This window comes from Hahella chejuensis KCTC 2396, from assembly GCF_000012985.1.
Lineage (GTDB): Bacteria > Pseudomonadota > Gammaproteobacteria > Pseudomonadales > Oleiphilaceae > Hahella > Hahella chejuensis.
Map to the genome: position 1 here is coordinate 5,875,483 of NC_007645.1, position 25,897 is coordinate 5,901,379.

General features: G+C 55.5%; 28 protein-coding genes. 14 read left to right on the forward strand and 14 right to left on the reverse strand.

The genetic code is table 11. The features are described from left to right. Window positions 1–143: 143 nt before the first annotated feature. On the reverse strand, window positions 144–1,925 hold the full coding sequence (locus HCH_RS35065) for a DEAD/DEAH box helicase (RefSeq protein ID WP_011399466.1): 1,782 nt from the start codon (window positions 1,923–1,925) through the stop codon (window positions 144–146). Window positions 1,926–2,187: 262 nt separating this feature from the next. Continuing rightward, entirely contained in the window at window positions 2,188–2,334 is a 147-nt protein-coding gene (locus tag HCH_RS34325; protein ID WP_158304996.1) for a hypothetical protein, read from the reverse strand. Window positions 2,335–2,453: 119 nt separating this feature from the next. On the opposite strand from HCH_RS34325, the gene HCH_RS25825 reads away from it, so the two are divergent. From HCH_RS25825 to HCH_RS25850, 6 genes are all read left to right on the forward strand, one after another. After that, window positions 2,454–3,551 carry a helix-turn-helix transcriptional regulator gene (locus HCH_RS25825; protein ID WP_011399468.1) on the forward strand — a complete coding sequence of 366 codons (1,098 nt, stop codon included), beginning with the start codon at window positions 2,454–2,456 and terminating at the stop codon, window positions 3,549–3,551. Between the two features lie 20 nt (window positions 3,552–3,571). Further along, window positions 3,572–4,375 carry a hypothetical protein gene (locus HCH_RS25830; protein ID WP_011399469.1) on the forward strand — a complete coding sequence of 268 codons (804 nt, stop codon included), beginning with the start codon at window positions 3,572–3,574 and terminating at the stop codon, window positions 4,373–4,375. A 1-nt stretch (window position 4,376) separates the two neighbouring features. After that, entirely contained in the window at window positions 4,377–4,892 is a 516-nt protein-coding gene (locus HCH_RS25835; RefSeq protein WP_011399470.1) for a gamma-glutamylcyclotransferase family protein, read from the forward strand. Window positions 4,893–5,252: 360 nt separating this feature from the next. Beyond that, the gene (locus HCH_RS25840) at window positions 5,253–6,263 is read left to right on the forward strand and encodes a YHYH protein (RefSeq protein ID WP_011399471.1); all 1,011 of its coding nucleotides are present in this window, start codon (window positions 5,253–5,255) and stop codon (window positions 6,261–6,263) included. 6 nt (window positions 6,264–6,269) lie between these two features. Continuing rightward, window positions 6,270–6,782, forward strand: a complete 513-nt coding sequence (locus tag HCH_RS25845; protein ID WP_011399472.1) for a hypothetical protein — start codon at window positions 6,270–6,272, stop codon at window positions 6,780–6,782. A 247-nt stretch (window positions 6,783–7,029) separates the two neighbouring features. Beyond that, on the forward strand, window positions 7,030–7,221 hold the full coding sequence (locus HCH_RS25850) for a hypothetical protein (protein WP_011399473.1): 192 nt from the start codon (window positions 7,030–7,032) through the stop codon (window positions 7,219–7,221). A gap of 117 nt (window positions 7,222–7,338) precedes the next feature. Here the strand turns inward: HCH_RS25850 and HCH_RS25855 are convergent, their stop codons facing one another. Beyond that, window positions 7,339–7,941, reverse strand: coding sequence for a short chain dehydrogenase (locus tag HCH_RS25855; RefSeq protein ID WP_011399474.1), 603 nt, complete (start codon window positions 7,939–7,941; stop codon window positions 7,339–7,341). Window positions 7,942–8,043: 102 nt separating this feature from the next. On the opposite strand from HCH_RS25855, the gene HCH_RS25860 reads away from it, so the two are divergent. Continuing rightward, window positions 8,044–8,964: a LysR family transcriptional regulator gene (locus HCH_RS25860; RefSeq protein WP_011399475.1), complete on the forward strand. Its 921-nt coding sequence runs from the start codon at window positions 8,044–8,046 to the stop codon at window positions 8,962–8,964. 21 nt (window positions 8,965–8,985) lie between these two features. Here the strand turns inward: HCH_RS25860 and HCH_RS25865 are convergent, their stop codons facing one another. The 4 genes from HCH_RS25865 to HCH_RS35070 all read right to left on the reverse strand — a co-directional run bounded on the left by HCH_RS25865 (window position 8,986) and on the right by HCH_RS35070 (window position 11,693). Beyond that, entirely contained in the window at window positions 8,986–9,228 is a 243-nt protein-coding gene (locus HCH_RS25865) for a DUF6429 family protein (protein WP_011399476.1), read from the reverse strand. Between the two features lie 304 nt (window positions 9,229–9,532). Further along, a complete protein-coding gene (gene iolB / locus HCH_RS25870; protein ID WP_011399477.1) occupies window positions 9,533–10,336 on the reverse strand; it encodes a 5-deoxy-glucuronate isomerase in 804 nt (267 codons plus the stop codon). Window positions 10,337–10,405: 69 nt separating this feature from the next. Continuing rightward, window positions 10,406–11,545 carry a Gfo/Idh/MocA family protein gene (locus tag HCH_RS25875; RefSeq protein ID WP_011399478.1) on the reverse strand — a complete coding sequence of 380 codons (1,140 nt, stop codon included), beginning with the start codon at window positions 11,543–11,545 and terminating at the stop codon, window positions 10,406–10,408. 13 nt (window positions 11,546–11,558) lie between these two features. Further along, window positions 11,559–11,693: a hypothetical protein gene (locus HCH_RS35070; protein ID WP_011399479.1), complete on the reverse strand. Its 135-nt coding sequence runs from the start codon at window positions 11,691–11,693 to the stop codon at window positions 11,559–11,561. Window positions 11,694–12,099: 406 nt separating this feature from the next. Here HCH_RS35070 and HCH_RS25880 point away from each other — a divergent pair, with 406 nt between their 5' ends. From HCH_RS25880 to HCH_RS25900, 5 genes are all read left to right on the forward strand, one after another. After that, a complete protein-coding gene (locus HCH_RS25880; RefSeq protein ID WP_011399482.1) occupies window positions 12,100–12,951 on the forward strand; it encodes a MurR/RpiR family transcriptional regulator in 852 nt (283 codons plus the stop codon). Between the two features lie 124 nt (window positions 12,952–13,075). Beyond that, window positions 13,076–14,056: an inositol 2-dehydrogenase gene (gene iolG / locus HCH_RS25885; protein WP_011399483.1), complete on the forward strand. Its 981-nt coding sequence runs from the start codon at window positions 13,076–13,078 to the stop codon at window positions 14,054–14,056. A gap of 210 nt (window positions 14,057–14,266) precedes the next feature. Beyond that, complete coding sequence (locus HCH_RS25890) at window positions 14,267–15,415, forward strand: TRAP transporter substrate-binding protein (RefSeq protein WP_011399484.1); 1,149 nt, start codon at window positions 14,267–14,269, stop codon at window positions 15,413–15,415. Further along, the gene (locus HCH_RS32750) at window positions 15,412–15,933 is read left to right on the forward strand and encodes a TRAP transporter small permease (RefSeq protein ID WP_011399485.1); all 522 of its coding nucleotides are present in this window, start codon (window positions 15,412–15,414) and stop codon (window positions 15,931–15,933) included. The genes HCH_RS25890 and HCH_RS32750 overlap by 4 nt, the downstream gene beginning before the upstream one ends. 17 nt (window positions 15,934–15,950) lie before the next feature. After that, a complete protein-coding gene (locus HCH_RS25900) occupies window positions 15,951–17,258 on the forward strand; it encodes a TRAP transporter large permease (RefSeq protein ID WP_011399486.1) in 1,308 nt (435 codons plus the stop codon). Between the two features lie 5 nt (window positions 17,259–17,263). Here the strand turns inward: HCH_RS25900 and HCH_RS25905 are convergent, their stop codons facing one another. The 7 genes from HCH_RS25905 to HCH_RS25935 form a co-directional block, all read right to left on the reverse strand. After that, window positions 17,264–18,043: a crotonase/enoyl-CoA hydratase family protein gene (locus tag HCH_RS25905; RefSeq protein WP_011399487.1), complete on the reverse strand. Its 780-nt coding sequence runs from the start codon at window positions 18,041–18,043 to the stop codon at window positions 17,264–17,266. Window positions 18,044–18,213: 170 nt separating this feature from the next. After that, on the reverse strand, window positions 18,214–19,266 hold the full coding sequence (locus HCH_RS25910) for a DUF2156 domain-containing protein (RefSeq protein ID WP_011399488.1): 1,053 nt from the start codon (window positions 19,264–19,266) through the stop codon (window positions 18,214–18,216). A gap of 170 nt (window positions 19,267–19,436) precedes the next feature. Beyond that, entirely contained in the window at window positions 19,437–20,687 is a 1,251-nt protein-coding gene (nhaD, locus tag HCH_RS25915) for a sodium:proton antiporter NhaD (protein WP_041599966.1), read from the reverse strand. A 197-nt stretch (window positions 20,688–20,884) separates the two neighbouring features. Continuing rightward, entirely contained in the window at window positions 20,885–21,631 is a 747-nt protein-coding gene (locus HCH_RS25920; RefSeq protein ID WP_011399490.1) for a tRNA pseudouridine(65) synthase TruC, read from the reverse strand. 141 nt (window positions 21,632–21,772) lie between these two features. Then, the gene (locus HCH_RS34330; RefSeq protein ID WP_011399492.1) at window positions 21,773–22,726 is read right to left on the reverse strand and encodes a hypothetical protein; all 954 of its coding nucleotides are present in this window, start codon (window positions 22,724–22,726) and stop codon (window positions 21,773–21,775) included. A 299-nt stretch (window positions 22,727–23,025) separates the two neighbouring features. Further along, complete coding sequence (locus tag HCH_RS25930) at window positions 23,026–23,427, reverse strand: PaaI family thioesterase (protein ID WP_011399493.1); 402 nt, start codon at window positions 23,425–23,427, stop codon at window positions 23,026–23,028. Between the two features lie 23 nt (window positions 23,428–23,450). Beyond that, window positions 23,451–23,951: a hotdog fold domain-containing protein gene (locus HCH_RS25935; RefSeq protein WP_011399494.1), complete on the reverse strand. Its 501-nt coding sequence runs from the start codon at window positions 23,949–23,951 to the stop codon at window positions 23,451–23,453. A gap of 48 nt (window positions 23,952–23,999) precedes the next feature. Here HCH_RS25935 and HCH_RS25940 point away from each other — a divergent pair, with 48 nt between their 5' ends. Beyond that, window positions 24,000–24,593: a TetR/AcrR family transcriptional regulator gene (locus tag HCH_RS25940; protein ID WP_011399495.1), complete on the forward strand. Its 594-nt coding sequence runs from the start codon at window positions 24,000–24,002 to the stop codon at window positions 24,591–24,593. A gap of 73 nt (window positions 24,594–24,666) precedes the next feature. Beyond that, window positions 24,667–25,890, forward strand: coding sequence for a hypothetical protein (locus tag HCH_RS25945; RefSeq protein ID WP_011399496.1), 1,224 nt, complete (start codon window positions 24,667–24,669; stop codon window positions 25,888–25,890). Window positions 25,891–25,897: the final 7 nt, after the last annotated feature.

Consider the following 25,897-nt stretch of genomic DNA (forward strand, 5'->3'; position numbering starts at 1 on the left):
TTAATATGGCAAGGATAGTTATGAAAAACAGGGGGGAAGAAACGAGGAGGTGCGGAATCAGAAAAAGACCGGTCAACGCCAGTGGGGTAGCGAAAAGCCACCCCACTGGTTTGAGCGCCGCCGTTAGATCGGCGGGCTAAGTCTTACGAGCGCGGACGTTTGGAAGAAGGACGAGGACCGCCACGACCACTACCGCTGCGGGGCTTGCGCTCAGGCTTGCCAGCATCCGGCTTCATATTGATCAGCTGCTGACGAATACGTACTTTCTGCAGGTGCTGAAGCACTTCTTTCGGCATGCCTTCAGGCAACTCAACGGTACTGAAGTTGTCGTAAATGGCGATGTGGCCAATGTACTTGCTTTCAATGTTCGCTTCGTTCGCGATAGCGCCGACGATATCGCCAGGGCTAACGTCGTGGGAGCGGCCCACTTCGATACGATAGCGTTCTCTCGGTATGCCGTCGTCGCGACGCGAATCACGACCTTCACGGCCTTCACGACCACGACGATCACGGTCGCGAGGGTTGCGGCCACGGCCGTCACGATCACGGTCACGACCACGGAAGTCTTTATCCAGCTTCGGCAGATCCTTCAGGATCGGGAACAACGGCTGTTCTACCTGCAGACGGAACGCCAGCGCGGCGGCGACATCTTCCAGCGCCAATTCATTCTCTTTACAGAAATCCAGCACCACCTTTTTCATGGAATCCAGATCCTGGCCGTCCAGAGTGCGGTGCAGGTTTTCCTGGAACTGCTGGATGCGCTGCTCGCTGATTTTTTCAGCGGAAGGCGCTTCGTACGGAGTCAGCGGTTGCTTGGTGGCGCTTTCAATGGCGCGCAACAGGCGACGCTCTTTCGGCGCAGCGAACAGGATGGCTTTACCTTCACGACCCGCGCGACCGGTACGACCGATACGGTGAACGTACGCTTCGGTGTCGTAAGGAATGTCATAGTTCAGAACCAGACCGATGCGCTCTACATCCAGACCACGGGCCGCAACGTCAGTCGCGACAACGATGTCCAGACGGCCTTTCTTCAGACGGTCGATGGTCTGTTCACGGATCTTCTGGGTCTGATCGCCATTCAGTGCTTCAGCGGCGTAGCCACGCGCCTGCAGTTTCTCAGCCAGTTCTGTGGTGGCGGACTTGGTGCGCACGAAAATAATCATGCCTTCGAAGTTTTCAACTTCCAGTACGCGGGTCAGCGCATCCAGTTTGTGGGAGTTATCAACCATCAGTACGTGCTGGCTGATACGCTCAACGGTGGAAGTCTTGGCGGCGATGCGAACTTCTTTCGCCCCTTTCAGATATTTTTCCGCCACGCGCTTGATTGCGGGAGGCATCGTCGCGGAGAACAGCGCGTACTGGCATTCGCCGGGCGCGTTGGAGAGGATTTCCTCAACATCGTCGATAAAACCCATACGCAGCATTTCGTCGGCCTCATCCAGCACAACCGCGCGGATTTGCGACAAATCCAGGCTCTTGCGCTGCAAATGGTCCAACACGCGGCCAGGCGTGCCGACAATAACTTGCACGCCGCGCTTCAGAGAGCGCAATTGTCCGCGCATATCCTGACCGCCGTAGATCGGCAGTACTGTGAAGTCAGGCAGATAACGGGAATAGCTTTTGAAGGCTTCCGCCACCTGGATCGCCAGTTCCCGGGTGGGAGCCAGCACGATAATTTGTGGAGACTGGATCTTTGGATCAAGTCTTTCCAACAACGGCAGAGCGAAAGCCGCTGTCTTGCCGGTACCAGTCTGCGCCACCCCTAAAATGCTCTCGCCCTGCAGCAACAGGGGAATACTTTGCTCCTGGATCGGTGAGGGTTGCTCGTAACCCACGTCTTTAAGAGCGGACAAAAGAGAATCAGATAAACCAAGAGAAGCGAAATCTTTCGACAGCGCGGTTGCAGAATCAGTTGAAGACATTAATTCGGGACCTATCAGGGGGGCTGCTTTGCAGTGAATAAAAAATGGTCGCTAATTGTACAGATCTAGCATGAGGAATAACAGTAAAATTTTTAATGCCGGAGAAAAGTTACACGCGCTTACAAATGCGTAATCAATAGCTTGAGAGGCGGATGGGGAGTTTTTACTATGAAGTCGCCGCTAACCTGGGGCGAATCGGGAAATGTCCGGGGAGGCGGCTACTGCAGACGACGCGCCGGCCCCGGAGAGGGAAAGCCATTCGTCATACCACCGGTTCAACGACAACCAGACGCATTTTGCGACCTTCGAAGATGCGGTCCAGGATGTCATGCAAATCGGCGACGCTTTCGCTCTGGATGCGGAAGCGGAATTTGGCTCCTTTTTGGGTAAACGCATTGACTCTATACATTTTTCTTTCTCCCGAGATGGTTTATTTCGTCTACAGGAGTTAGATTAGGAAGTAAAACGACCATTGATGTCGCAAAAGAATGTATTCTTTAGTCTTCGCAAAGTTTTTATGGGGAACTGATGAGAACTTTTCTACGCCGCTTATCCATCCTGGCTTATTTGAAATCAGCCAGAGCGCCCAAATCCACCGAAGAGATCATAAACCATCTGATTTCCGCGGACTATATGGAAGAGGGCGGCGACCCGAATTCACAGAAGCGCCTGATCCAGCGCGATATGAATTTCCTGTACGGCAAAAACGAAATGGAGGACGAAGACGACGAGCCCGGCAACGAGTTCGGCCTGGAAGTGGTAAGGGGCGTTGGCAAAAGCCTGCTATGGAAACTAGACCCCTACTCCACCCTGCAATACGACTATGAAAAGATGCCTCAGTACATGGCCATCGCCTTCGCCATGGCCAAGAAGCATCTGTCCAACCTGCTGCCGCGCAATACGATATCGGAGCTGGAGCGCTTTTTCGCCCAGGCGGAGGAGCGTCTGGAGCAGTCGGAGAAATCCTTGTCGCCGCAGTTGTATAACCGTCTGCGGGATTCCGTGGAGTTCTATCAGCGCGGCCAGCGTCTGCAGCCTGCGGACTTTGATATTGAGCATCTGGACACGATCTATCGCGCTATTCTGAAAAACAAACAGGTGCTGTTCACTTATCGCGGCAAAGAGTATCGCGCCCACCCCTTTGGGGTCGCGATCCTGCTGCCGAAAATTTATCTGGTGGCGAAAAAAGATGAAGACATCGACACACCAGGGGCCTACCGACACTTCCTGCTGCACAAGATTGAACGCATCACCATGGATCAGCGCAGCTCCCGCGTGCCCAAGAAATTCCGACTGCGCGACTATCTGGAAGCGGGCAAAATGGACGTGTTCATCGATCCGGAAGACAACTCGGTTTACTCCATGAAGCTGCGCATCACGCCGGCTAACCCCTACAGCAATCTGATATCAGACCTGAGCGAAAACCCCATCGCCGTGGACCAGAAAATCAAACCCGCCACCGATGAGAGCGGCTCTTACATTCTCACCGCCAAAGTGCGACGCACTATCCAGCTACGTAACTGGTTGATGAATCTGGGCGCGGAGTGCAATGTAATGGAGCCACAGGAAATTCGCGACGATCTGATTTCCGCTCTGCGGGATACGCTGAGTAACTACGGAGCCTAAACCAACCACAGGAGTCCGCCATGCAGACAGCCACCCCAGCGCCGCCCTCGCCAGGTATGCGCAAGCTCAATCTGGCGGGATGGACGGCCACGTCGTTCCTGCGTCTCATGGCGGCTTTATTGACACTGCTCGGGCTAGCCGCCTGCGCCCATCAACCCACACCAAGCAAACCGGGTTTAACGACTCCCGGCGTTCATCCCATCACGCCAACGCAAGAGCAATTCTGGTGGCGCGCCTGCTTCAGAATGCCCTTTAACGACAACGGCGATCCAAACTGGAACATGGACCTGCTGTTGGCGGATCAAGTGGTCGCGCCCGTGCTGGCGCAGCATGCGGGAGCGTTGCCGTTATGGCGCTTTCACCGCCGCGCCGCGCCGGACGCCGCCGGCCATCAGTTCAGTCTTTTGTTTTATACAGACCCAAACACCGCCGGCCGGGTCTTCAAAGGCTTGGAGAGTTCGCCGATCGTTGCGCAACTCCTGCAAAGCGGCGATCTCAATCAGTTAGTGGTCAAATGCGGCTACCGCGATCCGACTTCCGACCTGCAGGCCACCAGTGATCCCAACTGGGAGCCTCACCTGCAGAAGACCTGGCCTTATTTCATCATGGGAGTCAGCGCCCATTGGCTGGCGTTGATCCAGTCATTCGGCGAGGATATTCCCACCCAGTCTGACGATACCGCATCCCTGCTGGAGCGTTACGGACAAATACGGCAGAAAGTCAGCGGCGTCTGGCAGGGACAAGGCCAGCATGCCTATCTGCATCATCTCAGCGCCCTGTTCGGTTACGAGCCGATGCTCATTCAGAAATTCATCCAGTTCTGATATGGACGCCGCCTCGCAATTCACCTATTTCGCCTATGGCTCCAACATGTCCCTGCTCCGTTTGCGCGCCCGCACGCCAAGCGCCCAGCTCATGGGTACGGGCTGGTTAGCAGGTTATCAACTGCGTTTTCACAAGGTTGGCCGGGATGCGTCCGCCAAGTGCGATATTTTCCATACCGGGACAATTGAGGACGTGGTCTACGGCGGTCTGTTCCTGATCGACGAGCAGGACCGATATGCTCTTGATCTCGCTGAAGGCGCCGGTAACGGCTATGATCCAGCCGACCTCAGCATAACGACAGAGAACAAAGCCGTTATGCAAGCGCTCACTTACGTTGCAACTATTACCGACGCATACCTCCTCCCCTTCGACTGGTATCTGGAGCATGTCTTGCGGGGCGCCGAGGCGCTGCGACTGCCGTCCAGCTATCTTGAAAGCCTGCGCGCAACCAGAGCCATCGCCGACTCAGACACTGAACGCGCCAAACGGGAATTGGCGATCTACCGCTCCACATAATTCCCGGTCCCGATGCATGCGCGCCTTCGTTAAATTTCTGGCTGCAAATTAACCAGTCGTTAACCGCGCCTTTGGAATAATTCCCTCATCCTGATTGCCAGTCCTGGCGCCGTCACAGCTTCAGTCACCCTGGTCCGGCATCAGAGCGAAGGAATATCAACGCCAAAGGAAACCGCTTATGTCGACGCCAGCCTTTCCGCCTCGCTAGCCGCGTCGCTCGGCCACATACCGGGCCAGACGCCATAGCGGGTTCGTCATTGTGCGTTCTTCACAACAAAACAAGTGCGAATCCATTCGCCGAAGAGATATAGCAAGCGCTCACATACAGGAACTATTCACCAGTCAAAAAAGGGAACTGATATGAAAATACGCTCAATCTCCATCCACACGTTCACCCTCGCCACTGTGCTGGCGGGAGCCTGGGGCGTTGCAGCGCAAGCCCAGGAAGCCCAGTCGGCAAGGGGGTATTTCTTCCCCGCGCTGATACCTTCCTATTTCGATAAAGAGCACTTTCTGGAGGATATCTCCATGGAGCGCTGTGAATTGAGCAACGGCTACCAATCCTGGTGCTACAGGCTGAAGGTTAAGAGCAATCCGGTGGAGGTCGGCCCCTTCTGCCCGGAAACCATCAATGATATCGGCGGCGTTTACCCTTATGACGGGGCGACCAATCCCGGTTTGCGGGTTTTGAAAAGGGATCTGTTCGAGGACATGGAGGCGGACGGCTACGATATCGTGGACGACGACGGCGCCATCCGCTTCATCATGATCAAAACCGGCGAAATACCTAATCTGGACCCAGACTTGTCCTACTGCATTGAGGTCGAACCCGATAACGAACTGCAACTCTCATACATGATTCCCGTCTTCTCCTGGCATGCCCAGGAATCCACGCCCATGGACGACGCATCCAAGATTGTCGGCTTATCCCTGATCGGGATGCCCATCAACGGCTTACCGCCCTCAGTAGCCAACGGCATTCCCGGCGCGCCCACCGGAACCGGCAGTATGCCAGCCCTGGACGCCTGCGGCGGACATATTAACGAGGGCTTCTACCATTCCCATATTTTCCCGGAAACCATTAATGAGATTTACGCCAGGCATCATATCGGCGACGTTCGCTGCGAAGCGGTGTATCCGAAAGGTTCCGGCGATCTGGTGGCCTACGCGATGGATGGATTCCCCATTTACACACACTTGGAATCGAATGGCGCTACACCAACCAACCTGGATGAGTGCAACGGCCATTTCGGCCCCACCATTCACTACCCGACCGGCATGTATCACTATCACTCCTCTTCGGCGGAAGACGTGAACATACCGCGCTGCCTGAAAGGCGTTATGGCGAAACAACAGTTAATCGTGGAGTAAGGCGGAATGCGCAAATATAACTCTTTGGCCCTGACACTGCTTTGGTTGGCGCTGTCAGCGCCCCCTGCCTCCGCGCACTACACGTTCATGTCGTTCTTCAACCTGTCCCGCGGCGAGGACAATGTCTGGCGATTGACCGCCGTGCTGGCGCAAGCCGGCGTCTCCGCCACCCTGAATCAACTACAGACAGGCAATAGCGGCGAGCGCTTCACACGGGAGCAGCAGGAGCGTCAGCTCACGAACTACCTTCTGGATACAGTGCAACTCAGTATCGACGGCGTCGATATCAAGCTGAGTCCCGCTAACGTCAACCTGGGCGATCATGAAACGCGGGTCGTCTTTGAACTGAAGAATGCGCCAGAGGACTTCAACAAAGTGCAGGCGAATATCCGCAGCTTTTCCGATAACGCCAATCACCACAATATCCTGACCTTGTTCAAAGGCGAAGGGCGCAGCAAGGTCGTGCTGTCATCCAAGAACAACTATTCCTCGCTGCTTATTAATCAGGCAGACAAATAGCTTCCTTCTATTTGTCTGCAACGACAGGGCCCGCACATGTCAGGCCCTGTCTCCCGCGGCTGGCCGCCGCGCAGGCGCATCCATGCGCCTGAGTATTAACATGCCAATATCATTGTCATATTAATAAGGCGCCGGAAAAACTGGCTGACGGCTCAAGATAAGGCGATAGAACGAAACGCCACCAATCGTACGCAGGCGTCGTTGATCCGAGGGGGAGTACGCGTCTGCTTTTTAGGGTCTGAGAAGCATGGGCCGTTTACGACGCCGGAACGTCGGCGGCGCCCAGCGCTTTGCAGTACAGACCCACTTTTTCGCCGTGATCATGCACCTCTTCCAAAAAGCGCCAGCCGCAGCGGCGCCCACTCCTCGTCGACGCAACGCCGGTTTAACCCAGCCCGCCGCCAAGTATTTCACCACTATTAATCAGGCAGACAAATAGCTTCCTTCTAGTTTGTCTGCAACGACAGGGCCTGCAAATGTCAGACCCTGTCTGGCTATTGAGAACCTCTACTTGCGCCCGAGGCTCCGAGCGCATTAGAGGCCAGAGTATATCGTTCTAACCACGCAGATAAATTACTTTGCCGGTCTGCGCGCCTTCTATGGATTTTTGAAACGCCTTCGCCACCTTTGCAGCGTCCACTGGCGTTTCACCAGGGAAAAATGAACCGTACTTATCCCAGGATTCCGTTAATACCGTCGGGCTGACGACGTTTATACGCACCCCGCGAGGCGCTTCGATCGCCGCCGCCACGGCGAAGCGCTCCAGCGCCCCGTTAACGGTGGTGGCGGCTGCGCCCCAGAGGATAGGGTCGATGCTAAGAATACCGCTGGTCAGCGTGAAAGAGCCCCGATCGCGGACATACTTCAGACCATGACGCACCAGATTGATCTGTCCCATCAGCTTACTGCGCAGCCCCATATCCCACTGCTCGGAAGTCATCTCTGTCAGCGGCGCGAACGCCAGGTCGCCGGTTGCGCTGACCAGCGCATCAAACTCGCCGATAGTCTCGAACAGCGTCCGAATGGACGTCTCATCGGCAATATCCACCTGATAGTCGCCGCCGCTCTTGCCGACCTTGATCACTTCGTGCCTATCCTGCAGGTTTTCTACAACGGCTTTGCCGATGGTTCCGGTGGCGCCGATTACTACGATTTTCATTGTGCTTTCTCCACATTGATTGTTGATGAAAGCACTTTAATGCAAAAATAGACTGGGATAATCTAGCTAAAAACCAACTCACTGTTTCCAGATAGAAACAATATGCAGAACTTACTCGCTCATCTCGAATGGGTCGCCGCCTTTCATCAGGTAGCGCAGGACGGCAGTTTCACTCAGGCGGCCGATAGCCTGAACAGCTCAAAGTCCCAGGTCAGCAAGCAGGTTAAAGCGCTGGAGGCGCTGCTGCAGACACAGCTCCTGCATCGCACCACCCGCAGTTTACGTCTCACGGAAGCTGGTGAAGCGCTGTTTCGCTACAGCACGGAGATTCAGGCGTTGTTTCGTCAGGCCACAGAAGTGGTAAGCGACCTGAATGAGGACACAGTGGGCGTACTGCGCTTCACCTGCCCCGTTTCATTGGGCATCTCCATGATGCCGGAGATTCTAAAACTGTTCCGGTTGCGTTATCCCCGGGTAAAAGTGCAGATAGATCTGGCCAATGAGAGCCGCAACCTGATCGCGGAGGAGTTCGATCTCGCCATTCGCGCCACGCCCCAGCCCGACCCTTATCTGGTGGCGAGACCATTGGGAGCCATGGTGGACGCCATCTGCGCCAGCCCTGAATTCATCACGCGCCACGGCAAACCGGAGACGCCGGAGGAACTGACGCGCTTTCCCTGCATCGTCCATAACCAACACCAGCAACTGAGCCAATGGCGCTTTACCGGCCCCGAGCGCGAAATCAGCGTGCCGATACAGGCGGAAATCGCCGCCAATCAGTATCCCATGATGCGGCAATGCGCTGTGGAAGGACTCGGCGTCACCAAGCTGCCGTTTTATGAAGCTTATAGAGATATTCAAAGCGGGCGGCTGGTGCGACTGCTGGAGGATTACCCTTCCCACACCCACACGTTGTTCGTGGTCTTTCCCGCCCAACGCTATCAGCCGAAGAAGCTGATTTATTTCAAGGAACTATTAATCGAGTGGTTCAGTGGACGGCCGGAATTCTTTCAACGGTTATGAGGCCGCGTCCCGTTTAGAAAGTTACTCCTGCTCTTTCTTGACGAATAGACGCTGGAACAAACGCTCGGACTCCTGCATGCCTCGTTCGGTCAAGGCGACGGATTTGGTTTTCTCCACCGGGTCGTGGATCAATCCCTTTTCGTAGAGTCGGTTCATAACTTCCCAGTCAAAGCTTTTCCAGGCCCGATTGCCCTGATGCAGCGTCAAATGCAGCAGCGCCAATACGGCTTCGTCAATCTTCTCCTCATCAATCACCATCGTCATCGCCCGATCTCCTCTGTTTCGATAAAAACCAAGCACAGAATACGTCTGCGCGGCGGACTGCGCCTGACGCACAAGTCCAGTCCTGTTCAGATAAATTAGCGAAAGCAGCTTGTCCGTCAGCATAGTACGAAGGAAAACGTTCGAACATACGCTACCGGGGAGCAGGCGTTTTCACAAGAGGCGCCCCGCCTGAATAAAAAAAGCCACCGGGACAGGTGGCCGCCTGATTTTTAACATGCCAATGTTATTGCCATGTTAATAGGCTAAGCGCCTATGACGCTCTACAGGTCGCAGCGAGAGGGCTTCATGATGAAGTCAGAATCCATTCGTGATCTGGATCGTTGTGGAATTTCCAGTCACGAACGGGTCCCGCCATCACATTGAGGTAATAGGATTCATAGCCGTGGGGCACGCCGACCGGGTGATAACCCTCGGGCACGATCACACAATCACCGTCGTACACGGACATAGTTTCATCCAGGGAGCGGTCGTCGTTGTAGACCCGCTGAAACACAAATCCCTGGGCCGGATTGACGCGGTGATAATAAGTTTCTTCCAGATAAGACTCTTCCGGCAGGCGGTCAGAATCATGTTTGTGGGGTGGATAACTCGACCAGTTGCCGCTGGGCGTGAACACTTCGGTCAACAGCAGTCGCTCCGCCGGCTGGTCCAGCATCAGAATGTTATGGATGCGGCGCAGATTTGAGCCCTCGCCCCGATTCATCACCGCCACCTGATCCGGTTTGATCAGCCGCACCGGATATTGCCCGGTAACCTGTGAAGACAGGCCCAGACCGACTTCCAGATCCGTTTGCGCAGCGATGCGAATACGCGTGGCGGGAGGAATATACACCGCATAGGGCGGTAATTTTTCAAAGGGCGACATGCGCTCGCCGATGTCCGCGAACGTCTCCGCCCCAGCCCCTACCGTCGCTTTTCCCGCCACCAGCACCAGACAGCATTCCGCGTCGGCGAACTCGCCTTCCCAGGTCTCCCCCGCCTGCAACGCCAGCGCCTGAAATCCCACGTATTTCCAGGACGCATTTTCCGGCGTGACGTGGATACGTTGCTGTTGCTCCCGTCTGGCTTTGCGTAACAGATGCGACATCGGGCTCTCCTCTACGAACTTGATAATGAATGTTTCTGTTATTGTATTTGCCTGAGTGTCGCCGGCGCCTCAGGCGATTTCTTCGATACTGACCCAGCGGCGTTCCTGGTGGGACAGCTCCACCGCATCCAGCACCCGGTTCACTTCATAGGCATGGCGGAATTGCGGCCACATGGGGCGTTCTGCGCACAGGCCTTCCACCAGATCCCGCACTTCCACGACTTTTTGGTCGTTGTAACCCAGGCCATGGCCCGCCGATACGCAGAAATTGGCGTAATCCGGATGTTCCGGGCCAACTAATATGCGTCGAAAGCCTTCTCGCGGCCCGGCGTCTTTGCGGGAGTAAAACTGCAACTCGCTCAACCGCTCCTGATCATAAATCAACGTGCCCAGGGTTCCGGTCACTTCGAACCATAGCGAGTTCTTGCGTCCGCAGGCGATGCGACTGGATTCCAGCGTCCCCTGAGCACCGTTGGCGAAGCGCGCCAACAGGTGAACCTGATCGTCGTTTTCCACTTCGCCGAACTCACCGGGCGCGTTGGCGATGGGGCGTTTCTTATGCACGGTTTTCAGATCCGCCACCACGTCCGTGATATCGCCGACCAGGTATTGCGCCATATTAATAATGTGCGAGCCCATGTCGCCCAGAGTGCCAGAGCCGGAGAACTCGCGCTTCAGGCGCCAGCTGAACGGCGCCTCGGGATCACAGAGATAATCTTCATTATGGGTGCCGCGGAAGTGCACGATATCTCCCAGTTCGCCGCTGCGGATGATTTCCCGCGCCAGGCTCACTGTCGGGTTTTTCGCATAGTTGAAGCCAACCAGCGTCTTCACTCCTGCTCGTTCCGCCGCCTCCGTCATCATGCGCGCATCCGCCGCATTCAGCGCCAGGGGTTTCTCCGAGTAAACATGCTTGCCGGCGGCGATGGCCGCCAGCGCCATTTCTTTATGCAGCCAGTTGGGGGAGCAGATATCCACTACATCAATATCAGGATCATTGACCAGTTCGCGCCAGTCTCCGGTTGAGCGTTTAAACCCCATCACCGCGGCTTTCGCGGCCGCCTGTTCAGCGCTGATATCCGCCAGCATTGCAAGTTCAATATCCGCTGAAAGTTCAAATACTGCGGGCGCTGAGCGAAACGCAATTGCGTGCGCCTTGCCCATATAGCCGCTACCGATGAGGCCGATTCGTAGTGTCTTCTTGCTCATAGCCACCTGCGATTTAGATACCTGTCTGCATCAGGATGAGATTGTTGTTTTCACCGCTGCGCAACGCCGCTTCTTCGACTGAACGCCAGAGCGCAACCTGTGATTCAAGATTAAAACAATCATTCCACAAACGAAATAAAAATTTCAATATTTTTTCTCTTAAACCACTAATTTCAAATCTTGTGGATTAAACAAGCCCTTAAAACACAGGCTTATCGCTGGACAAACAGGAGACAGAAGAGAAAATTCCATTTTCATATTTTTTGGAACAAAAAGTTTGAAAAGCGCTATTTTTTTAAATAGGATGGATCATACGTTCCATTATCGGAACGCCGTAGAACAACAAGAAGCCAATAAACCGGAGGCCGTGTGAACGCCTTTAATCAGTCATTCCAAACCTATTTCAGCGTTTTCGCACAGCCCGCTTCTTCTTGTTATCGCCTCGCCCGCGCGGTTTCCGCGCAATCCGGAAGTGAATTTACGCTCGCTCCGCACTGAAACTTTCTTGTAGGATTGGCGACACTGTATTTCATTTTCATTGCCGGAGAATCGAATTGTCCACCGCGATTAAGCCTACCAACCTATTAGAACTGCAGCAGGCCATCACTGAGCGTTACAACGACCTCAGCAAACGGCTCAAGCAAATCGCGCAGTTCGTCATGGACCATCCCAGCACCGTGGCGATGGAGACGGTTTCCGTCATTGCAGAACAAGCGGAAGTCACGCCCTCTGCATTGATTCGCTTCGCGGCGGCGTTCGGTTACGACGGCTTCAGTGAAATGCAGCAATTGTTCCGGCAGAAACTGGTGGAGAACAGCACCAGCTACCGCGAACGCATCCGTCTCTCCAGCGCGCAACCAGTGCATTCCGGCAAAGTGACCTCGCACACCATTCTCAATGAGTTCGTCAACGGCAATCTGCTCAGTCTGGAGCATCTGCCGGAGATGGTGTCCGGCGAGAGCATGGACGCCGCCATCAAGTTGCTGCACAACGCGAAAGCCATCCATGTGCTCGGCATGCGCCGCTCTTTTTCCGTCGCCTCTTACCTCACCTACGCGCTGCGTCAGATCAAACGCAGAGTGTATTTGATCGACGGCAGCGGCGGCATGTTGCAGGAACAGGCGGCGTTTCTGGACAAAAGCGACGTACTGGTGGCCATCAGCTACAGCCCTTACGCTCAGGAAACCCGCGCGGCGGTGATCAAGGCTTACGAAAACGGCGTTCCCATTATCAGTATTACTGACAGCCGGCTGAGTCCGCTGGCCCCCATTTCCTCCGTCTATTTCGACGTCAAGGAAAGCGAGGTGCGCGGATTCCGCTCGCTGACATCCAGTCTGTGTCTGGCTCAGGCTCTGGTTATCGGCATGGCCTACCAGATTGAGCAGCAACAGCTGGGCGACGGCTGACGCCGGATCGATTCAGGGACATCCAGGTCCCGCGCCGGTCGCGTCGTTTGCATCGTCAGTATGGATGAAAGGCAAACCTTATTACTGTTGTGATTACCAGAGTAGAAAGTAGAGGCGCAATTTTATGATTCGAATCAGTCTTCTCGGCGCGGGCCGCATTGGCGTCATCCACGCGTTGAACGCCAAGGCGAACCTGAATGTGGACCTTCGTTATATCGCCGATCCCCGGGAAGAGGCGGCGCGGGATCTGGCGGAGAAAGTCGGCGCGAAGGTGGTGGATGTCAACGCCGCCATCAACGCGGACGATGTGGATGCTGTGATCATCGCCACCTCCACCAACACCCACGCGGAACTCAGTCACGCTGCTCTCAACGCAGGCAAAGCGGTGTTTTGCGAAAAGCCCATTGATCTGGACATCAACAGCGCCAGCGGCGTTGCGGAGCACGTACAGCAAAGCGGCCTGCCCTACTTCGTGGCGTTTAACCGTCGCTTCGACCCGTCTTTCGCCGCCTTGCAGCGCGGCCTCAGCGACCTGGGCAAGCTGGAGCAACTGGTGATCACCAGCCGCGACCCTTCGCCGCCGCCGGTGGAGTACATCAAAGTGTCCGGCGGTCTGTTCCGGGACATGACTATCCATGATTTTGACATGGCGTTATGGCTGCTAAACGAGCCGCTGCGGGACGTGCACGCCATCGGCAGTTGCCAGGTTGATCCGGCGATCGGTCAGGCCGGCGATATCGATACCGCCACCATTACCCTGACCACCGTGAGCGGCGCCCAGTGCGTGATTCTCAACAGCCGCCGCGCCGCCTATGGTTACGACCAGCGCGTGGAGGCCTTCGGCGCCAGAGGCATGTTGCAGGCGCACAATATCAAGCCTACCCAATTGCACCGCTTCGGCGCGGAAGGAGAAAACAGCGACAGGCTGGAAGACTTCTTCCTGCAACGTTACGCCGCCGCCTATCAGGCGGAAATGGCCGCTTTCGTGCAGGCGCTGGTGACTCAGTCACCCATGCCCGTCAGCGTGCAGGACGGCGTCAACGCCTTGAAACTGGCGAACGCCGCCTACGCGTCTTTGGAGCAAGGCAAGCCCGTCGGTTTTTAAACTTCGCAGGCCCCGATTCTCACTTCGGATCGGGGCTGGCGCACGCTGTTGCAAGCCTTTTCGCCGCGTTAGCGCGACCCGTTCACCCTTCCCAATTCAAAACAGGTCCTCAGATTGACGGGGCTCACGACATTACTTTAATGTAGAGCCTGCAGCGCTAAAGGGGTCGATAGCGCGCTCATTCTAAGAACTGAGTTGGAGAAGGAAGCCATGCGATCACACGCCGTCATGCGACTTGGCGACGCCCTGCTTGCGGCCGGGGCGCACAAACAACCCAAACTTACCTCAAAACTTTTAACCCTGTTGGCGAACTCTTTCGCCGCCACTGCGCTTTTTTTAACGACATTACTTTTCACTACACTGCTTTTCACTGGTTTTTCTCACGCTGCGGAAGTCACCCTGCGGATGCATCATTTCCTGCCGGCGACCTCTCTGGATCAAGAGGGCTGGATGGAGCCCTGGGCGGAGAAAATTGAAAAGGAATCCAACGGACGCATCAAGGTCAGCATCTATCCCTCCATGCAGTTGGGAGGCAAACCGCAGCAACTGTTCGATCAGGCCAGAAACGGCATCGTCGACATCATCTGGACACTGCCTGGCTATACGCCCAGCCGTTTTCAAATGACCTCGGTGTTCGAGCTTCCCTTCGTTGCGTCTTCTGCGGAAGCGACCAGCCAGGCCTTTCATACTTTCATTGAGAAGTACGCGCCGGAGGAATATCAGGATGTGCATGTGCTATCCCTGCATACGCACGCCGCCGGTTCCTTCCATATTCTCGGCAAGCCCATTGAGCAAATCGCCGACCTGGAGTCTTTGAAGATTCGCGCGCCCACCAGAGCCTCCGGCGAAGCTCTTCGCCTGCTCGGCGCCAATCCCTTGTTCATGCCCGCTCCAGAAGTGCCCCAGGCTATTTCCAAGGGCGTCATCAACGCAGCCCTGTTGCCGTTTGAAGTCGTGCCTTCCCTGAAGCTGGACGAACTTGCGGAGAGCCATACCCTGCTCAGCGGCGCCCGCGGTCTGTACACCGCCACCTTTATCCTGGCGATGAACAAGAAGAAGTACGACTCCCTGCCAGACGATCTGAAAGCCATCATCGACCAGAATTCCGGCATTGCGCTGAGCAAGCAGATCGGCAAAGCCATGGACGACTTCGAAAAAGTCGGCATTGCGCTGGCGAAGAAAAACGGCAATCACTTTTACTCCATCAATGCTGATCAGTTGAAGGAATGGGAGAATCGGGTGAAGCCGGTGCGGGAAGACTGGGTCGCCAAAGTGAATTCGCAGAACAAAAATGGCGAATATTTGTTGCGGCAGGCTGAAGATCTGGTCACACAGTACGAGAAGTCGCGACAGTTATGATTGCCTTGTCGACTTACCCGGCCCTGCGCCAAAGCGTTCGCACCGCAGACGCCTGGCTTGCTGTCGCGGCGCAATGCAGCGCCTATCTCAGCGGCGCAGCGCTGGTCGCTATCGTCATGGTAGTGACGACGTCCGTATTCGGGCGCTGGCTGTTTGGAACGGCGGTGACCGGCGACTTCGAAATCGTCGAAATCGGCGTCGCCACCGCGATTTTCTATACCTTCCCCGCCTGCCAATACGGCTATAAACATCTGGCGGTGGACCTCCTCGTCAAACGACTGCCACTGGCCCTGGAAAAAGCCGCCTGCGCGATCGCCGAATTGGCGCTTTGCCTGATCTTCGCGTTTATTGGCTGGCGTCTCATTCATGGCGCCGAGGAGTACTTTTCCTACAACGAACAAACCATGATCCTCGCCATACCACTAGGCTGGGTGCTGCTCGCCTGCGCGCCGCCCTGCTTTCTGTCGGCGTTGATCGCTATGAGCAACTTATTGCAGAAATTAGTCACCGATAAATAGCCAAGGACAAGGCCCTTATGGATGATCTGTACATCGGCGTAATCGCCTTCGCCTCGCTGCTCGTGCTGATTTTTCTGCGCATTCCTGTGGCCGCGGCCATGCTGTTGACGGGAGCGGCGGGCTACACCGCCATCCTGGGCTGGGATGCGTTGATGTATCATTTTAACTCCGGTCCGTTCTACCGGTTTTCCTCCTACGATCTCGCCGTCATCCCCATGTTTCTGCTGATGGCGCAGTTCGCAACCGTCGCCAACCTTAACAAAACCCTGTTCAGCGCCTGCAATTCCTGGTTCGGCTCCGTGCGCGGCGGACTGGCGATGGCCTCCATCACCAGCTGCGCCTTTTTCGGCGCCATCAGCGGCTCCTCACTCGCCACCACCCTGACCATGTCGAAAGTGGCTCTGCCCGAAATGAAACGCCATGGTTACTCCAACCAGCTCAGCGCCGGTACGCTCGCCGCCGGCGGCACACTGGGCATACTCATCCCTCCCTCTATCGCTCTGGTGATCTACGCGCTGTTGACGGAGCAGAACATATCCAAGCTCTTTATCGCCGCCGCCGTTCCCGGTGTTATCGCCACTATCGGCTATTTGCTGGCGGTGCAGGCGTACGTGCGATTGTTCCCTTCCGTGGGGCCGCAAACCCATAAGGCCTCCGGAGTAGAGAGATTGTCGGCGTTGCTGCGCGTAACGCCGGTCCTGGCGATATTCCTCGGGTTGTTGGGAGGCATTTACGGCGGCGTGTTCACGGTCACCGAAGGGGCCGCAATCGGCGCTTTCGCCACCTATTTGCTGGCGCAAATAAAACGTCAGATCAACAAGCAGGCGATGATGAAAATATTCAAAGAGACCGCCATCACCACCGGCCTGGTTTTTTTCATCATACTGGGGGCGGACCTGTTCAATTCCGTCATCGTTCTTTCCAATATCCCCAACGCCTTCGCCGAGACGATCACCGCCATGAATTTGAGCGCAACCGCAGTGATTGTCATTCTGCTGCTGATCTACTTGGCGCTGGGATGCTTCCTTGACAGTATGTCGATGCTGCTGCTGACCATTCCGATATTCTTTCCGGTGGTGATGTCGCTGAACTTCAATATGCCGCCGGAACACACCGCCATCTGGTTCGGCGTGCTGGCGGTGGTGGCGATTGAGATCGGCTTGATCACGCCGCCGGTGGGCATGAACATCTTCGTTCTCAAGTCCCAGGCGGAACACATCAATCTGGTGGAATGCTACAAAGGCGTCACGCCTTTTATCATCGCCGACATGCTGCGCCTGGCGTTGCTGGTGGCCTGGCCCGGGATTGTGCTGGTCTTTCTTTAAGCGCTCTATTTCCCTTTAAAAACGGCGTCGCGTCGCTCCAGAAAAGACGCGATGCCCTCCTGCATATCTTCGCTGTCCATCAGTCCTTTGATCTCACTGAACAACTGTGTTTTCGCGACCTCTTCTCCCTGCAGGCGCGCCAGTCTGGATGACGCCAGACTGCCCTGCACGCCCAATGGCGCCGCCTTGGCGATGCGCTCGGCGATTTCCAGCGCTTTATCGAACTGCATTCCCGGTTCGACAAGCTCCTGCACCAGGCCCCAGCGGTACGTGTCCTGTGCGGACCAGGCGTCTCCCGTCAGCAAATAGCGCTGCGCGTTGGCCCAGCCGATTTCCTGTTGCAAACGCATCGTCGCGCCGCCGCAGGCGAATAGTCCGCGCTTCACTTCCAACTGGCTGAAGCGAGTGTTGTCCGCCGCAATACGCACGTCCGTGTTCAGCATCATTTCCACGCCGCAGGTGTAGCAATACCCTTGCGTGGCCATCACCACGGGTTTATGCTGCGGCTCGCCGCTGATGAAAAAGGGATCTATTTCGCCCTCGCCCAACTCCGGCGGCCGACCGGTCGCAAAGGTCTCCGCCCAGTCATTCAACTCCAGCCCCGATGTGAAGTGCTCGCCTTCCGCCCACAGCAAACCAACTCGCAGTTCAGAATCGCGTTGCAACAGGCCGTAGGCGCCGGCGATATCATGGAACATGGCCACCGTCAGGGCGTTCATTTTCTCCGGGCGATTCAGGCCAATAAGTAAAATATGCCCGCGTTTTTCGACTTTGATGAATGACATAAAGCTCCTCTCCTGAGTGATCCTTGGATATCGTCCTCCCCATACCTTGCAGGAAGACTATACCTCACTTCAATATCATCCGCGTCGCCGCCTCCAGAGCCTATCGTCAACTTCGACGAATATTGGGCTGATCTCGCCATTTGAGTCCCATGCCGTGCGTCGCAGTCCCTTTATGGTCCCAGCACCCCGGCGCCCGCCATCAGGCTCCAGAGCAAGCGCGGCGCCGAAAGGTTTTTGTAAGCCAGATACCACTTGCTTTCCTCTCCCCGGTAGCGGGTTTTGTGGTACGCCAGAGGCGCGAAGGCATAGAGTCCTGAACCATGGCGATACAGCCATTCGCCAATCCGACGCAGCATCGGATTCTCGCCCGGCGCAGCCTGCAGGCCGTGTAAAGGCGCAATGCCCAGAGACAGACGCGCCACGCCTTCTCGGCGGAACTGCTCTATCGCCTGCAGCAACGTATAATCCAACAGTCCCGCTGGTCCGGTTCCAGGCGCGCTACGAAGAATATTGGCGCAGTATCCGGCGACGCCGCCCTGCGAAAAATAGGGATCAAAGTAGATATACCCCAGCAAGCGCTCTCCCTGAAAACAATAAAAGCGACGCGACAACCATTCATCCCGATGCTGCGGAGGACGCGTCAGCAAACGCAGTTCGCCGCGCCGCACCGCCTTCTGCTTCAGCCAGCGTCGCGAAATCGCCTCCACCTCATCAATATCCATTTGCGAAGCGCGCCGTTCCTCTACTCTCAAGCCAAAGCGCTCCCCCAGGTTGGCGGCATGGCGCAGTTGTTTCTTGTGTTTGCCGCGAACGGAAAAGCCCTCCAGCGGGAAACTGAACTCCGTGCCCATTTCATTGGTTCGATACCCCAGATGCGCCAGGAATTGCGCCACTTTGTCCTCAATACCGACAAATATGACAGGGCGACTGCGCGTCGCAAGAAAGTGGTCGAGCAGTGGCGCCAGGTTCTCATCCGCACACACCGGGTTGTTAAAAACGACATCCGCCCCACCTTGCAGCCAACCCAACGGACAATAACTGACAAAGCCACGCTGAGCGGAACCGAAATACTGAACGCCGGGTTGAAAGCTGAAGTACGCGCTGGACTGAGTTCCATACTGCAGTAGCAAACGTCGCCGCTCCGACGCCGACAACGGCGATTCTGACGCACCGGGACAGTAATCAGACTCCACGTAGAGCGTATCGGAAAGGACAGGCAGCATAGGGCCCCCACTTAACTGTTGTTCTTATAGGCTCAAGCGAGCTTAACAACTGCGCTAATGGGGAGAATCCACCTTTGGAAGGGGCGAACGAAGCAGTGATGTGAACAAGTCGGCAGATTAAGGTGAAGAGAGAAACGCCGGAGAGCAAAGGAGCGCTCTCCGGCGACAAACTACATAGCGTACTTCGCCATCAGATAGACGCCTGCGTATCCCACAGAGTATGCGCCCAGCAGCGCAGGCACATACTTGGCGTAACTGCCGAAAGTCAGGCCGCGTACTTTGGACATCGCCACGATGCCCGCCGCGGAGCCGATCACCAGCAAAGAACCGCCGACGCCGACCGCATAGGTCAGTCCCATCCATTCCGCTTTGCTCATGGTGATGCCGGACTTGAGCAGCGCCGCAGTCAGAGGCACGTTGTCAATACAGGCGGACAGCAGTCCCATCAGATAGTTCGCCACCAGCGGCGACACTTGTGAGTACATGGCCAACAGCGACTCCAGGACATGCACTTCTTTAAGTACGCCAACCAACAACAGAATGCCCAGGAAGAACAACAGAGTTTCAAACTCGATAACGCGGATGTATTCCAGGATCGGGTCGTTCTCGATGTCGTCGTTGAAGAAACGCGCCACCAGGAACATGGTCGCCAGACCGAACAGGAAGGTCAGGACGGGAGGAATCTGATAAATCACGTTGAGAACGATGGTGCCCAGAATCGTCGCCAGAAACACGCCGGCGATGGCGATATCAACGCCGCGAACGTCGGTGCGGTGCTGCTGCACAATCACGTCCCCGGACAAACCAAAACTCAACACCGTCGCCATAAACATGACGGCGACGAATGAGGGAATACTGAGCAGCAGCAGATCCAGAATATCCACTTTATCCTGCAGGAAAATCATCAAGGTGGTGACGTCGCCGGTAATCAGCGCAACGCCGCCGGAGTTGACGGAAAAAACCACCAGCGCGGCGAAGCGCAGGGTTTTGGCGAGGTCCATCCGCAGGGACAGAATCAGCGTGACCGAAACCAGAGTCGCGGTGATGTTATCGGCGAGAGAAGAGAATACAAAGCAGAAGAGACCGGTTAAGAATAAAAGCTTGCGCTCCGACACCCGTTTGGGGAGAAACAGATAGATGAGGTTTTCTATCATCCCCTTCTTATTGAGATAGGCGACAAAAGTCATCGCCGCCAACAGGAAAAGCCAGAGTCCGGCTATTTCGGCGATATTGCTTTCCAGCCCTTGAATAACCGCCTCTTGATGTTCGGGATCGCCGCTATTGAATGCAAAGAGTAGAATCCAGGCCAGTGCGCCAAGGAAGAGGGTGATTTTGGCTTTGTTTACGTGAATCACCTCTTCCAGGACCACGCCGAGGAGAGCGAGAATCGCCAAGCCTATCACCGCGTAATTCAACCACATAACAACAATTTCCTCTTTAAATTGGGAAGTCTTGATCGCTCCAGCCGCCAACGCCTGGCGATGAAAAAATGGACAATTATTGGAATCAGGCCCCCAATAGACCATACGCACTGTTACTCACAGGCAGACGGGAATATCAGAAAGATAACGCAGGCGGGCGGATCACCCAGGGAGCGCGCCAATAATACAGGTTTTGATTAAATTTTTCGCCACGCCAAAGGTATCGAATTTAACCAATCCAGCGTTTCCAGCAGTCGCCGCATTTCTCCCGTCACCGGCGCGCAGACGGTCAAAGTCTCGCCGCTGCAGGGATGGGGCAAACGCATTTCCGCCGCATGCAATAGTAGTCGCTGCACGCCGAATTGCTCGGCGAAAAAGCGATTATGCACGCCCTTTCCGTAACTGGTGTCGCCTATCAAGGGATGCGACAGCGACTTGAAGTGGCGGCGAATCTGATGCCGTCTTCCGGTTTGCGGGCGCACCTTGAGCAAGGCGTAACGCGAGGTAGGATAACGGTCCACCGCATAGGGCAACTCGCACTCCGCCAAACGTTGATAATGCGTTACCGCCGGTTGTTCCGGTTTGTCCTTGCTGACGTTACGATCGCCCAGGCGATCCCAGGGCTCCTTTAATGGCTTGTCTATCACGCCCTCTTCAGCGGGGACGCCACGCACTATCGCCAGATAGGCTTTATCAACGCCGGTTTCCCAGGACTCTCCGCATTTCTTCGCCGTATCGGAATCCAGCGCAAACATGAGAACGCCGGACGTCGGTTTATCCAGTCGATGCAACGGATATACCCTGCGTCCAATCTGGTCGCGCAGAAGTTGAATTGCAAACAGGGTTTCGTGGCGATCGATTTCACTACGATGCACTAAAAGGCCGGAAGGTTTGTCGATGGCGACGAGCCATTCGTCTTGATAAAGAATGCTAAGCGGGATCAAAGTCCGCCATCCAGATTATTTGTCAGAGAGTTGGCGTCACGCTCCAGTTGAGGGACCGAGCGGGTTTAATCAGACCAACAACCAGGGAGCGCTGAATGCGCCCCATGATCGTCGTGGAAGTCGTCTTCCTCTCGCCGAAGCTTAAGCTTCTGAGCTGGGAGTGGAAGTCGCAGCCGCTGGAGCCGGATTGGATTCCGCAGTCGCTTTAGCCGCTTCCGGCGCTGCTTCTTTCACAGCAGGCGCAGCCGGTTTCTTGGCGGCGGTCTTACGAGGCGCCTTCGGCTTGGATTCTGTCTTCTTCGCGGCGGGTTTCGCAGCAGTTTTAGCAGGCGTCGCTTTTTTCGCCGCCGGCTTCTTGGCTGTAGTTTTCGCTGCGGGCTTTTTCGCCGCTGGCTTAGCCGCCGTGGTAGACGCCGCTTTGTTGTCCGCCGCTGCAGGCTTCGCGTCAGCCGTTTTGTCCGCCGCGCTCTTTGCGGCTACCGCTGGCTTGGCTGGTTTAGCCGCTGGTTTCTTCGCAGCGGGCTTCTTCGCGGCAGTGGAAGTTTTAGCCGCGGCCGAAGACTTGGCGGCAGGCTTTTTAGCTGCTGGTTTCGCAGCGGCTGTTTTAGCGGCGGACGCAGTCGCCGTGGAGGCGGCTTTGCTGGCCGCAGCAGGCGCCTTCTTGGCCGTAGTCGCAGCGGGTTTCTTCGCTGCCGGCTTCTTGGCCGCTACGGGTTTCTTCGCGGCGGGCGCCTTGGCGGTTTTGCCCGCTGCCGGCTTAGCGGCGGCCGGCTTAACGGTATTGCTGGCTGCAGCAGGCGCTTTGCCAGCAGGCATGATGGCTTCCAGCATTTGCTTTTGGAAATCCAACACAGCTGCGAATCTCGCTTCGAAATCTTTCTGCCACTTATGCATGTTGTCGATCTGTTTCTTTTGCAGATCTTCAATGCGGGCGAATACTTTTTTCAAAGACTGGTCCACTTTCAGGTCAGCTTCAGCCTTAGTCACCCATTGGCCCACATGAGTGTTGAGTTTGTCTTGCGCGCTGCGCAATTCCTCAATAGCCTTGTCAAAGAGTCGATCAAGGCCGATTTTGCCTTTTTTGCTGGTCGCCATCTTGTCACCCCAAATTAATTAAGCAAAGGAGAGAGGAAACACTTCCTCTTTAAATGTAATCGGAAAGTACAATTTGTCTAGAAAACACCCAAGTAAGAATGCGTTTTCTCTATCTTTTTTTCGTGAAAAAAGATTTTTCCGCACCTTATATCAGGCGATAGTTCAATTGACTGGCAAGTATGGACAAAAAAAGATTTGAGGCAAGTGATTATTCGCTTGGCAAGGCGAATTTACGTGATTTATTCACAAGTTAGGCGGACTAACGCGCCATAGACACCTCGTCAGGGCGCGCCAGTTAATCAGACTTTTCCGAGAACGGTTCCTTGAGCCGATGCGCAAAGAACTTCTTCACCGTCCTTCAGACAGAATATTTCACAGGTGCAACACACTACTTTTTTGCCAGTGGTTTCCGCCTTCGCTCTGGCGACAAGCCGCTCTCCCTGCGCCGGCCGCTGATAATTGATTTTAAACTCCACCGTTAACGCATCGCCGAACAGACTGCCGCCGGCGAATGTCAGCGCGTTATCCGCCAGATAGCTGACGACGCCGCCGTGCACATATCCATGTTGCTGCAAGAATTCCGGTTTAATATCCAGCTCCAGATGCGCCGCGCCCGGCTCCAGTTTCATCAATCTGGTTCCCAATAGACGACTGAAAGCCTGCTCATTCAGTATTCGGTTTCCGACCTGCATAATGTCCATGTTTGGCCTCCTGTTTCAGGTTGCTAACGCCGTTGCTTTTTCTCGCTCAACCACATGGTGATCAATGCGCGCGACACCGCTTCGCCGCTCGCGTTTTTCACTATGACTTCGACTTCATAGTTTCCTGACGTCAGCGCCGCCGGGTCAGCAATCTCTGCTGTCGCCACCAGTTCTGTGGTCGCTTTTTTCAGGTATTCGATCTGCATGCCTTTCGGTATCCAACGAAGATGCGCCGGCAACGAGGCTTCCATCAAAGTTCCCGCGCACAGTTCCGCCAGATTTCCCATGGCCAGTGCGTGCACCGAACCCAGGTGGTTGCGCACCCGACGACGGTTTTTGATTTCCCATTCGGACAGCCCTGGTTTTAGCTGCCGTATGCATGGCCGAATGCTGCTAAAATAGGGAGCCTTAATACAAAGCGCGCGGCTGAACAGCCAGGCGCCCAGTGGAAGACGCGCAAAAGAGTGATACAAGCGAAGCATGGAGTTCGCCTGTTCCTGTGGAGCAGTCGCTGCGATCGTCATAATAGCCTCCTGACAGACTAGAATTTTATTCTAGAATATTGTTCCAATATGAAGAATTCAAGCACCCGTTCCAAAAGTCGTCGTGACGACATTCTCAACGCCGCATTAAAGTGTTTCACCCAACACGGCATCGCTGCGACCACCATCGACATGATTCGCGCGGAATCCGGCGCCAGCGTAGGCAGCGTTTATCACCATTTCGGCAGTAAAGAAGCCATCGCCGCCGCCCTCTATATGCTGGGCATGGAAGATCATTTCGCCCAGTTGAAAGACGCGCTCGCGGAGTGCAAAACCGCCGAAGCAGGCGTGAAGTCCGTCGTGCGCGTTTACATTGAATGGATAACGCAGAATCCAGAGTGGGCGCGCTATATTTTCAGCTCCAGGGGCGAAGCCCTCAGTGAAGAGCAACAACAAAAACTCAAGCAGGACAACAAGCGACATTTCACTTATCTGAAAGACTGGTTTACGCCTTACCTCGAAAACGGTGAGATCCGCGCCCTGCCCTTCGATCTTTACCACTCGCTGCTGATTGGTCCGGCGCAGGATTACGCACGTCACTGGCTGGCCGGTCGCGTGAAAAAACCGCCGACGCACTATGTCGATATCTTTTGCGACAGCGCCTGGTCCTCGTTGACGCCTTAAGCGCAAGGGCAAGTTCCCGGGCATTGGCTACACTGTTTATAACAGTTTGATAAATAAGCCGGAGCCTGGAGCAATGCAAAATAGTGATGAGCGGGCCCTGGAGCGCAAGCAGCGCTCTCTCGATATGCGCGAGCAGAACCTGACTCGCAAGGAGCAGGCTCTGACCCGCCAGGAAGAACAGTCCAAACAGCGCGCCAAAAGCAACGATGACAAAGCCAGCGACTTGCGCGACAAAGAACAGGCGCTGAAAGAACGCGAACGCAGCATGGAAGAACGCCAGCGCGACATTGATCAGCGCATGAAAGAGGTGGAGACGCAACTGGCGGCGCAGCAGGCTGCGGCGCAAGCCGCCAGGAAAGGCGGACGTTTGCAGGCCTTGCTGACCGTTCCGGCCATTGTCATCTTCATCGCCGTCGGCTATCTCGTATACCAACTGCAGGAGCGTCAACAAAGCGTGCGCGGCGAACTGGACAACTTACTATCGCAAGCCCAACGTCTGACGAGCGCCTTAACGGAATCGGCGCGACGTAACGAGCAGCTTAATCAAAGTCTCAGCACCAGTCAGGCGGAAGCGAGTAGCGCTGGCGCGGAGCTGCAAGGGCTACGTAAAGAAAAAGCGCAATTACAGCAAGAGAAATCCACACTGCAAAGCAATCTGAACGCCAGTGAAACCAAGGTGCGCGAACTCACTCAGGCCGTGTCCGACGCCAAAAATGAAGCCGCCGGCCTGCACCGGCAGCTTCAGGACAGAGCCTCTGAAAACGCGGAGTTGGCGGGCAAACAAAACGAGCTGGAAGACACGCTGTCCCAGCAACAAGAGTTGATCCAGCAACAAACCGCCCGTATAGAAACTCTGGCCAGTGAACTCGCCGATACGGCGGCTTCTCTACAGCAGGCGACAGACGCGCTGGAGCGCAGCAACAGCGATATCGCCGCCGCGCATGAGCGCGAGCAAAACCTCGCCGCTCAATTAGAGGAAGTTAGAAGCGCGCTGGCTGCGCAAAATACTCAGCAGCAAGAGAGCGACACCGCTCAGGCGGCGTTGACGACTCAAGTCGAGTCGCTGACGGCTCAAGTAAAAACCCTGGAGGCGTCTAACGCCGCGTTAAGCCAGGAGAACGCGACTTTAGCTCAAGAGAATACGACGTTAAGCAAAGATCTGGCGGGTAAAAACAAAGAGGTGGAGTCGCTGACGAATCAAGTCAAAACCTTGCAACAGGAAGTCACCGAGTCACGAGAGACGCCCAAACCGGAAGCGCAGGCGCCTCTGGTTAATCCTGACGCCGGGGTATCTTGATCAGACC

Bases quoted from the DNA above. Each gene is read 5' to 3' on its own strand.
- HCH_RS35065 (WP_011399466.1), bottom strand. From the start codon at position 1,925: ATGTCTTCAACTGATTCTGCAACCGCGCTGTCGAAAGATTTCGCTTCT.
- HCH_RS34325 (WP_158304996.1), bottom strand. From the start codon at position 2,334: ATGTATAGAGTCAATGCGTTTACCCAAAAAGGAGCCAAATTCCGCTTC.
- HCH_RS25825 (WP_011399468.1), top strand. From the start codon at position 2,454: ATGAGAACTTTTCTACGCCGCTTATCCATCCTGGCTTATTTGAAATCA.
- HCH_RS25830 (WP_011399469.1), top strand. From the start codon at position 3,572: ATGCAGACAGCCACCCCAGCGCCGCCCTCGCCAGGTATGCGCAAGCTC.
- HCH_RS25835 (WP_011399470.1), top strand. From the start codon at position 4,377: ATGGACGCCGCCTCGCAATTCACCTATTTCGCCTATGGCTCCAACATG.
- HCH_RS25840 (WP_011399471.1), top strand. From the start codon at position 5,253: ATGAAAATACGCTCAATCTCCATCCACACGTTCACCCTCGCCACTGTG.
- HCH_RS25845 (WP_011399472.1), top strand. From the start codon at position 6,270: ATGCGCAAATATAACTCTTTGGCCCTGACACTGCTTTGGTTGGCGCTG.
- HCH_RS25850 (WP_011399473.1), top strand. From the start codon at position 7,030: ATGGGCCGTTTACGACGCCGGAACGTCGGCGGCGCCCAGCGCTTTGCA.
- HCH_RS25855 (WP_011399474.1), bottom strand. From the start codon at position 7,941: ATGAAAATCGTAGTAATCGGCGCCACCGGAACCATCGGCAAAGCCGTT.
- HCH_RS25860 (WP_011399475.1), top strand. From the start codon at position 8,044: ATGCAGAACTTACTCGCTCATCTCGAATGGGTCGCCGCCTTTCATCAG.
- HCH_RS25865 (WP_011399476.1), bottom strand. From the start codon at position 9,228: ATGACGATGGTGATTGATGAGGAGAAGATTGACGAAGCCGTATTGGCG.
- iolB (WP_011399477.1), bottom strand. From the start codon at position 10,336: ATGTCGCATCTGTTACGCAAAGCCAGACGGGAGCAACAGCAACGTATC.
- HCH_RS25875 (WP_011399478.1), bottom strand. From the start codon at position 11,545: ATGAGCAAGAAGACACTACGAATCGGCCTCATCGGTAGCGGCTATATG.
- iolG (WP_011399483.1), top strand. From the start codon at position 13,076: ATGATTCGAATCAGTCTTCTCGGCGCGGGCCGCATTGGCGTCATCCAC.
- HCH_RS25890 (WP_011399484.1), top strand. From the start codon at position 14,267: ATGCGATCACACGCCGTCATGCGACTTGGCGACGCCCTGCTTGCGGCC.
- HCH_RS32750 (WP_011399485.1), top strand. From the start codon at position 15,412: ATGATTGCCTTGTCGACTTACCCGGCCCTGCGCCAAAGCGTTCGCACC.
- HCH_RS25900 (WP_011399486.1), top strand. From the start codon at position 15,951: ATGGATGATCTGTACATCGGCGTAATCGCCTTCGCCTCGCTGCTCGTG.
- HCH_RS25905 (WP_011399487.1), bottom strand. From the start codon at position 18,043: ATGTCATTCATCAAAGTCGAAAAACGCGGGCATATTTTACTTATTGGC.
- HCH_RS25910 (WP_011399488.1), bottom strand. From the start codon at position 19,266: ATGCTGCCTGTCCTTTCCGATACGCTCTACGTGGAGTCTGATTACTGT.
- nhaD (WP_041599966.1), bottom strand. From the start codon at position 20,687: ATGTGGTTGAATTACGCGGTGATAGGCTTGGCGATTCTCGCTCTCCTC.
- HCH_RS34330 (WP_011399492.1), bottom strand. From the start codon at position 22,726: ATGGCGACCAGCAAAAAAGGCAAAATCGGCCTTGATCGACTCTTTGAC.
- HCH_RS25930 (WP_011399493.1), bottom strand. From the start codon at position 23,427: ATGGACATTATGCAGGTCGGAAACCGAATACTGAATGAGCAGGCTTTC.
- HCH_RS25935 (WP_011399494.1), bottom strand. From the start codon at position 23,951: ATGACGATCGCAGCGACTGCTCCACAGGAACAGGCGAACTCCATGCTT.
- HCH_RS25940 (WP_011399495.1), top strand. From the start codon at position 24,000: ATGAAGAATTCAAGCACCCGTTCCAAAAGTCGTCGTGACGACATTCTC.
- HCH_RS25945 (WP_011399496.1), top strand. From the start codon at position 24,667: ATGCAAAATAGTGATGAGCGGGCCCTGGAGCGCAAGCAGCGCTCTCTC.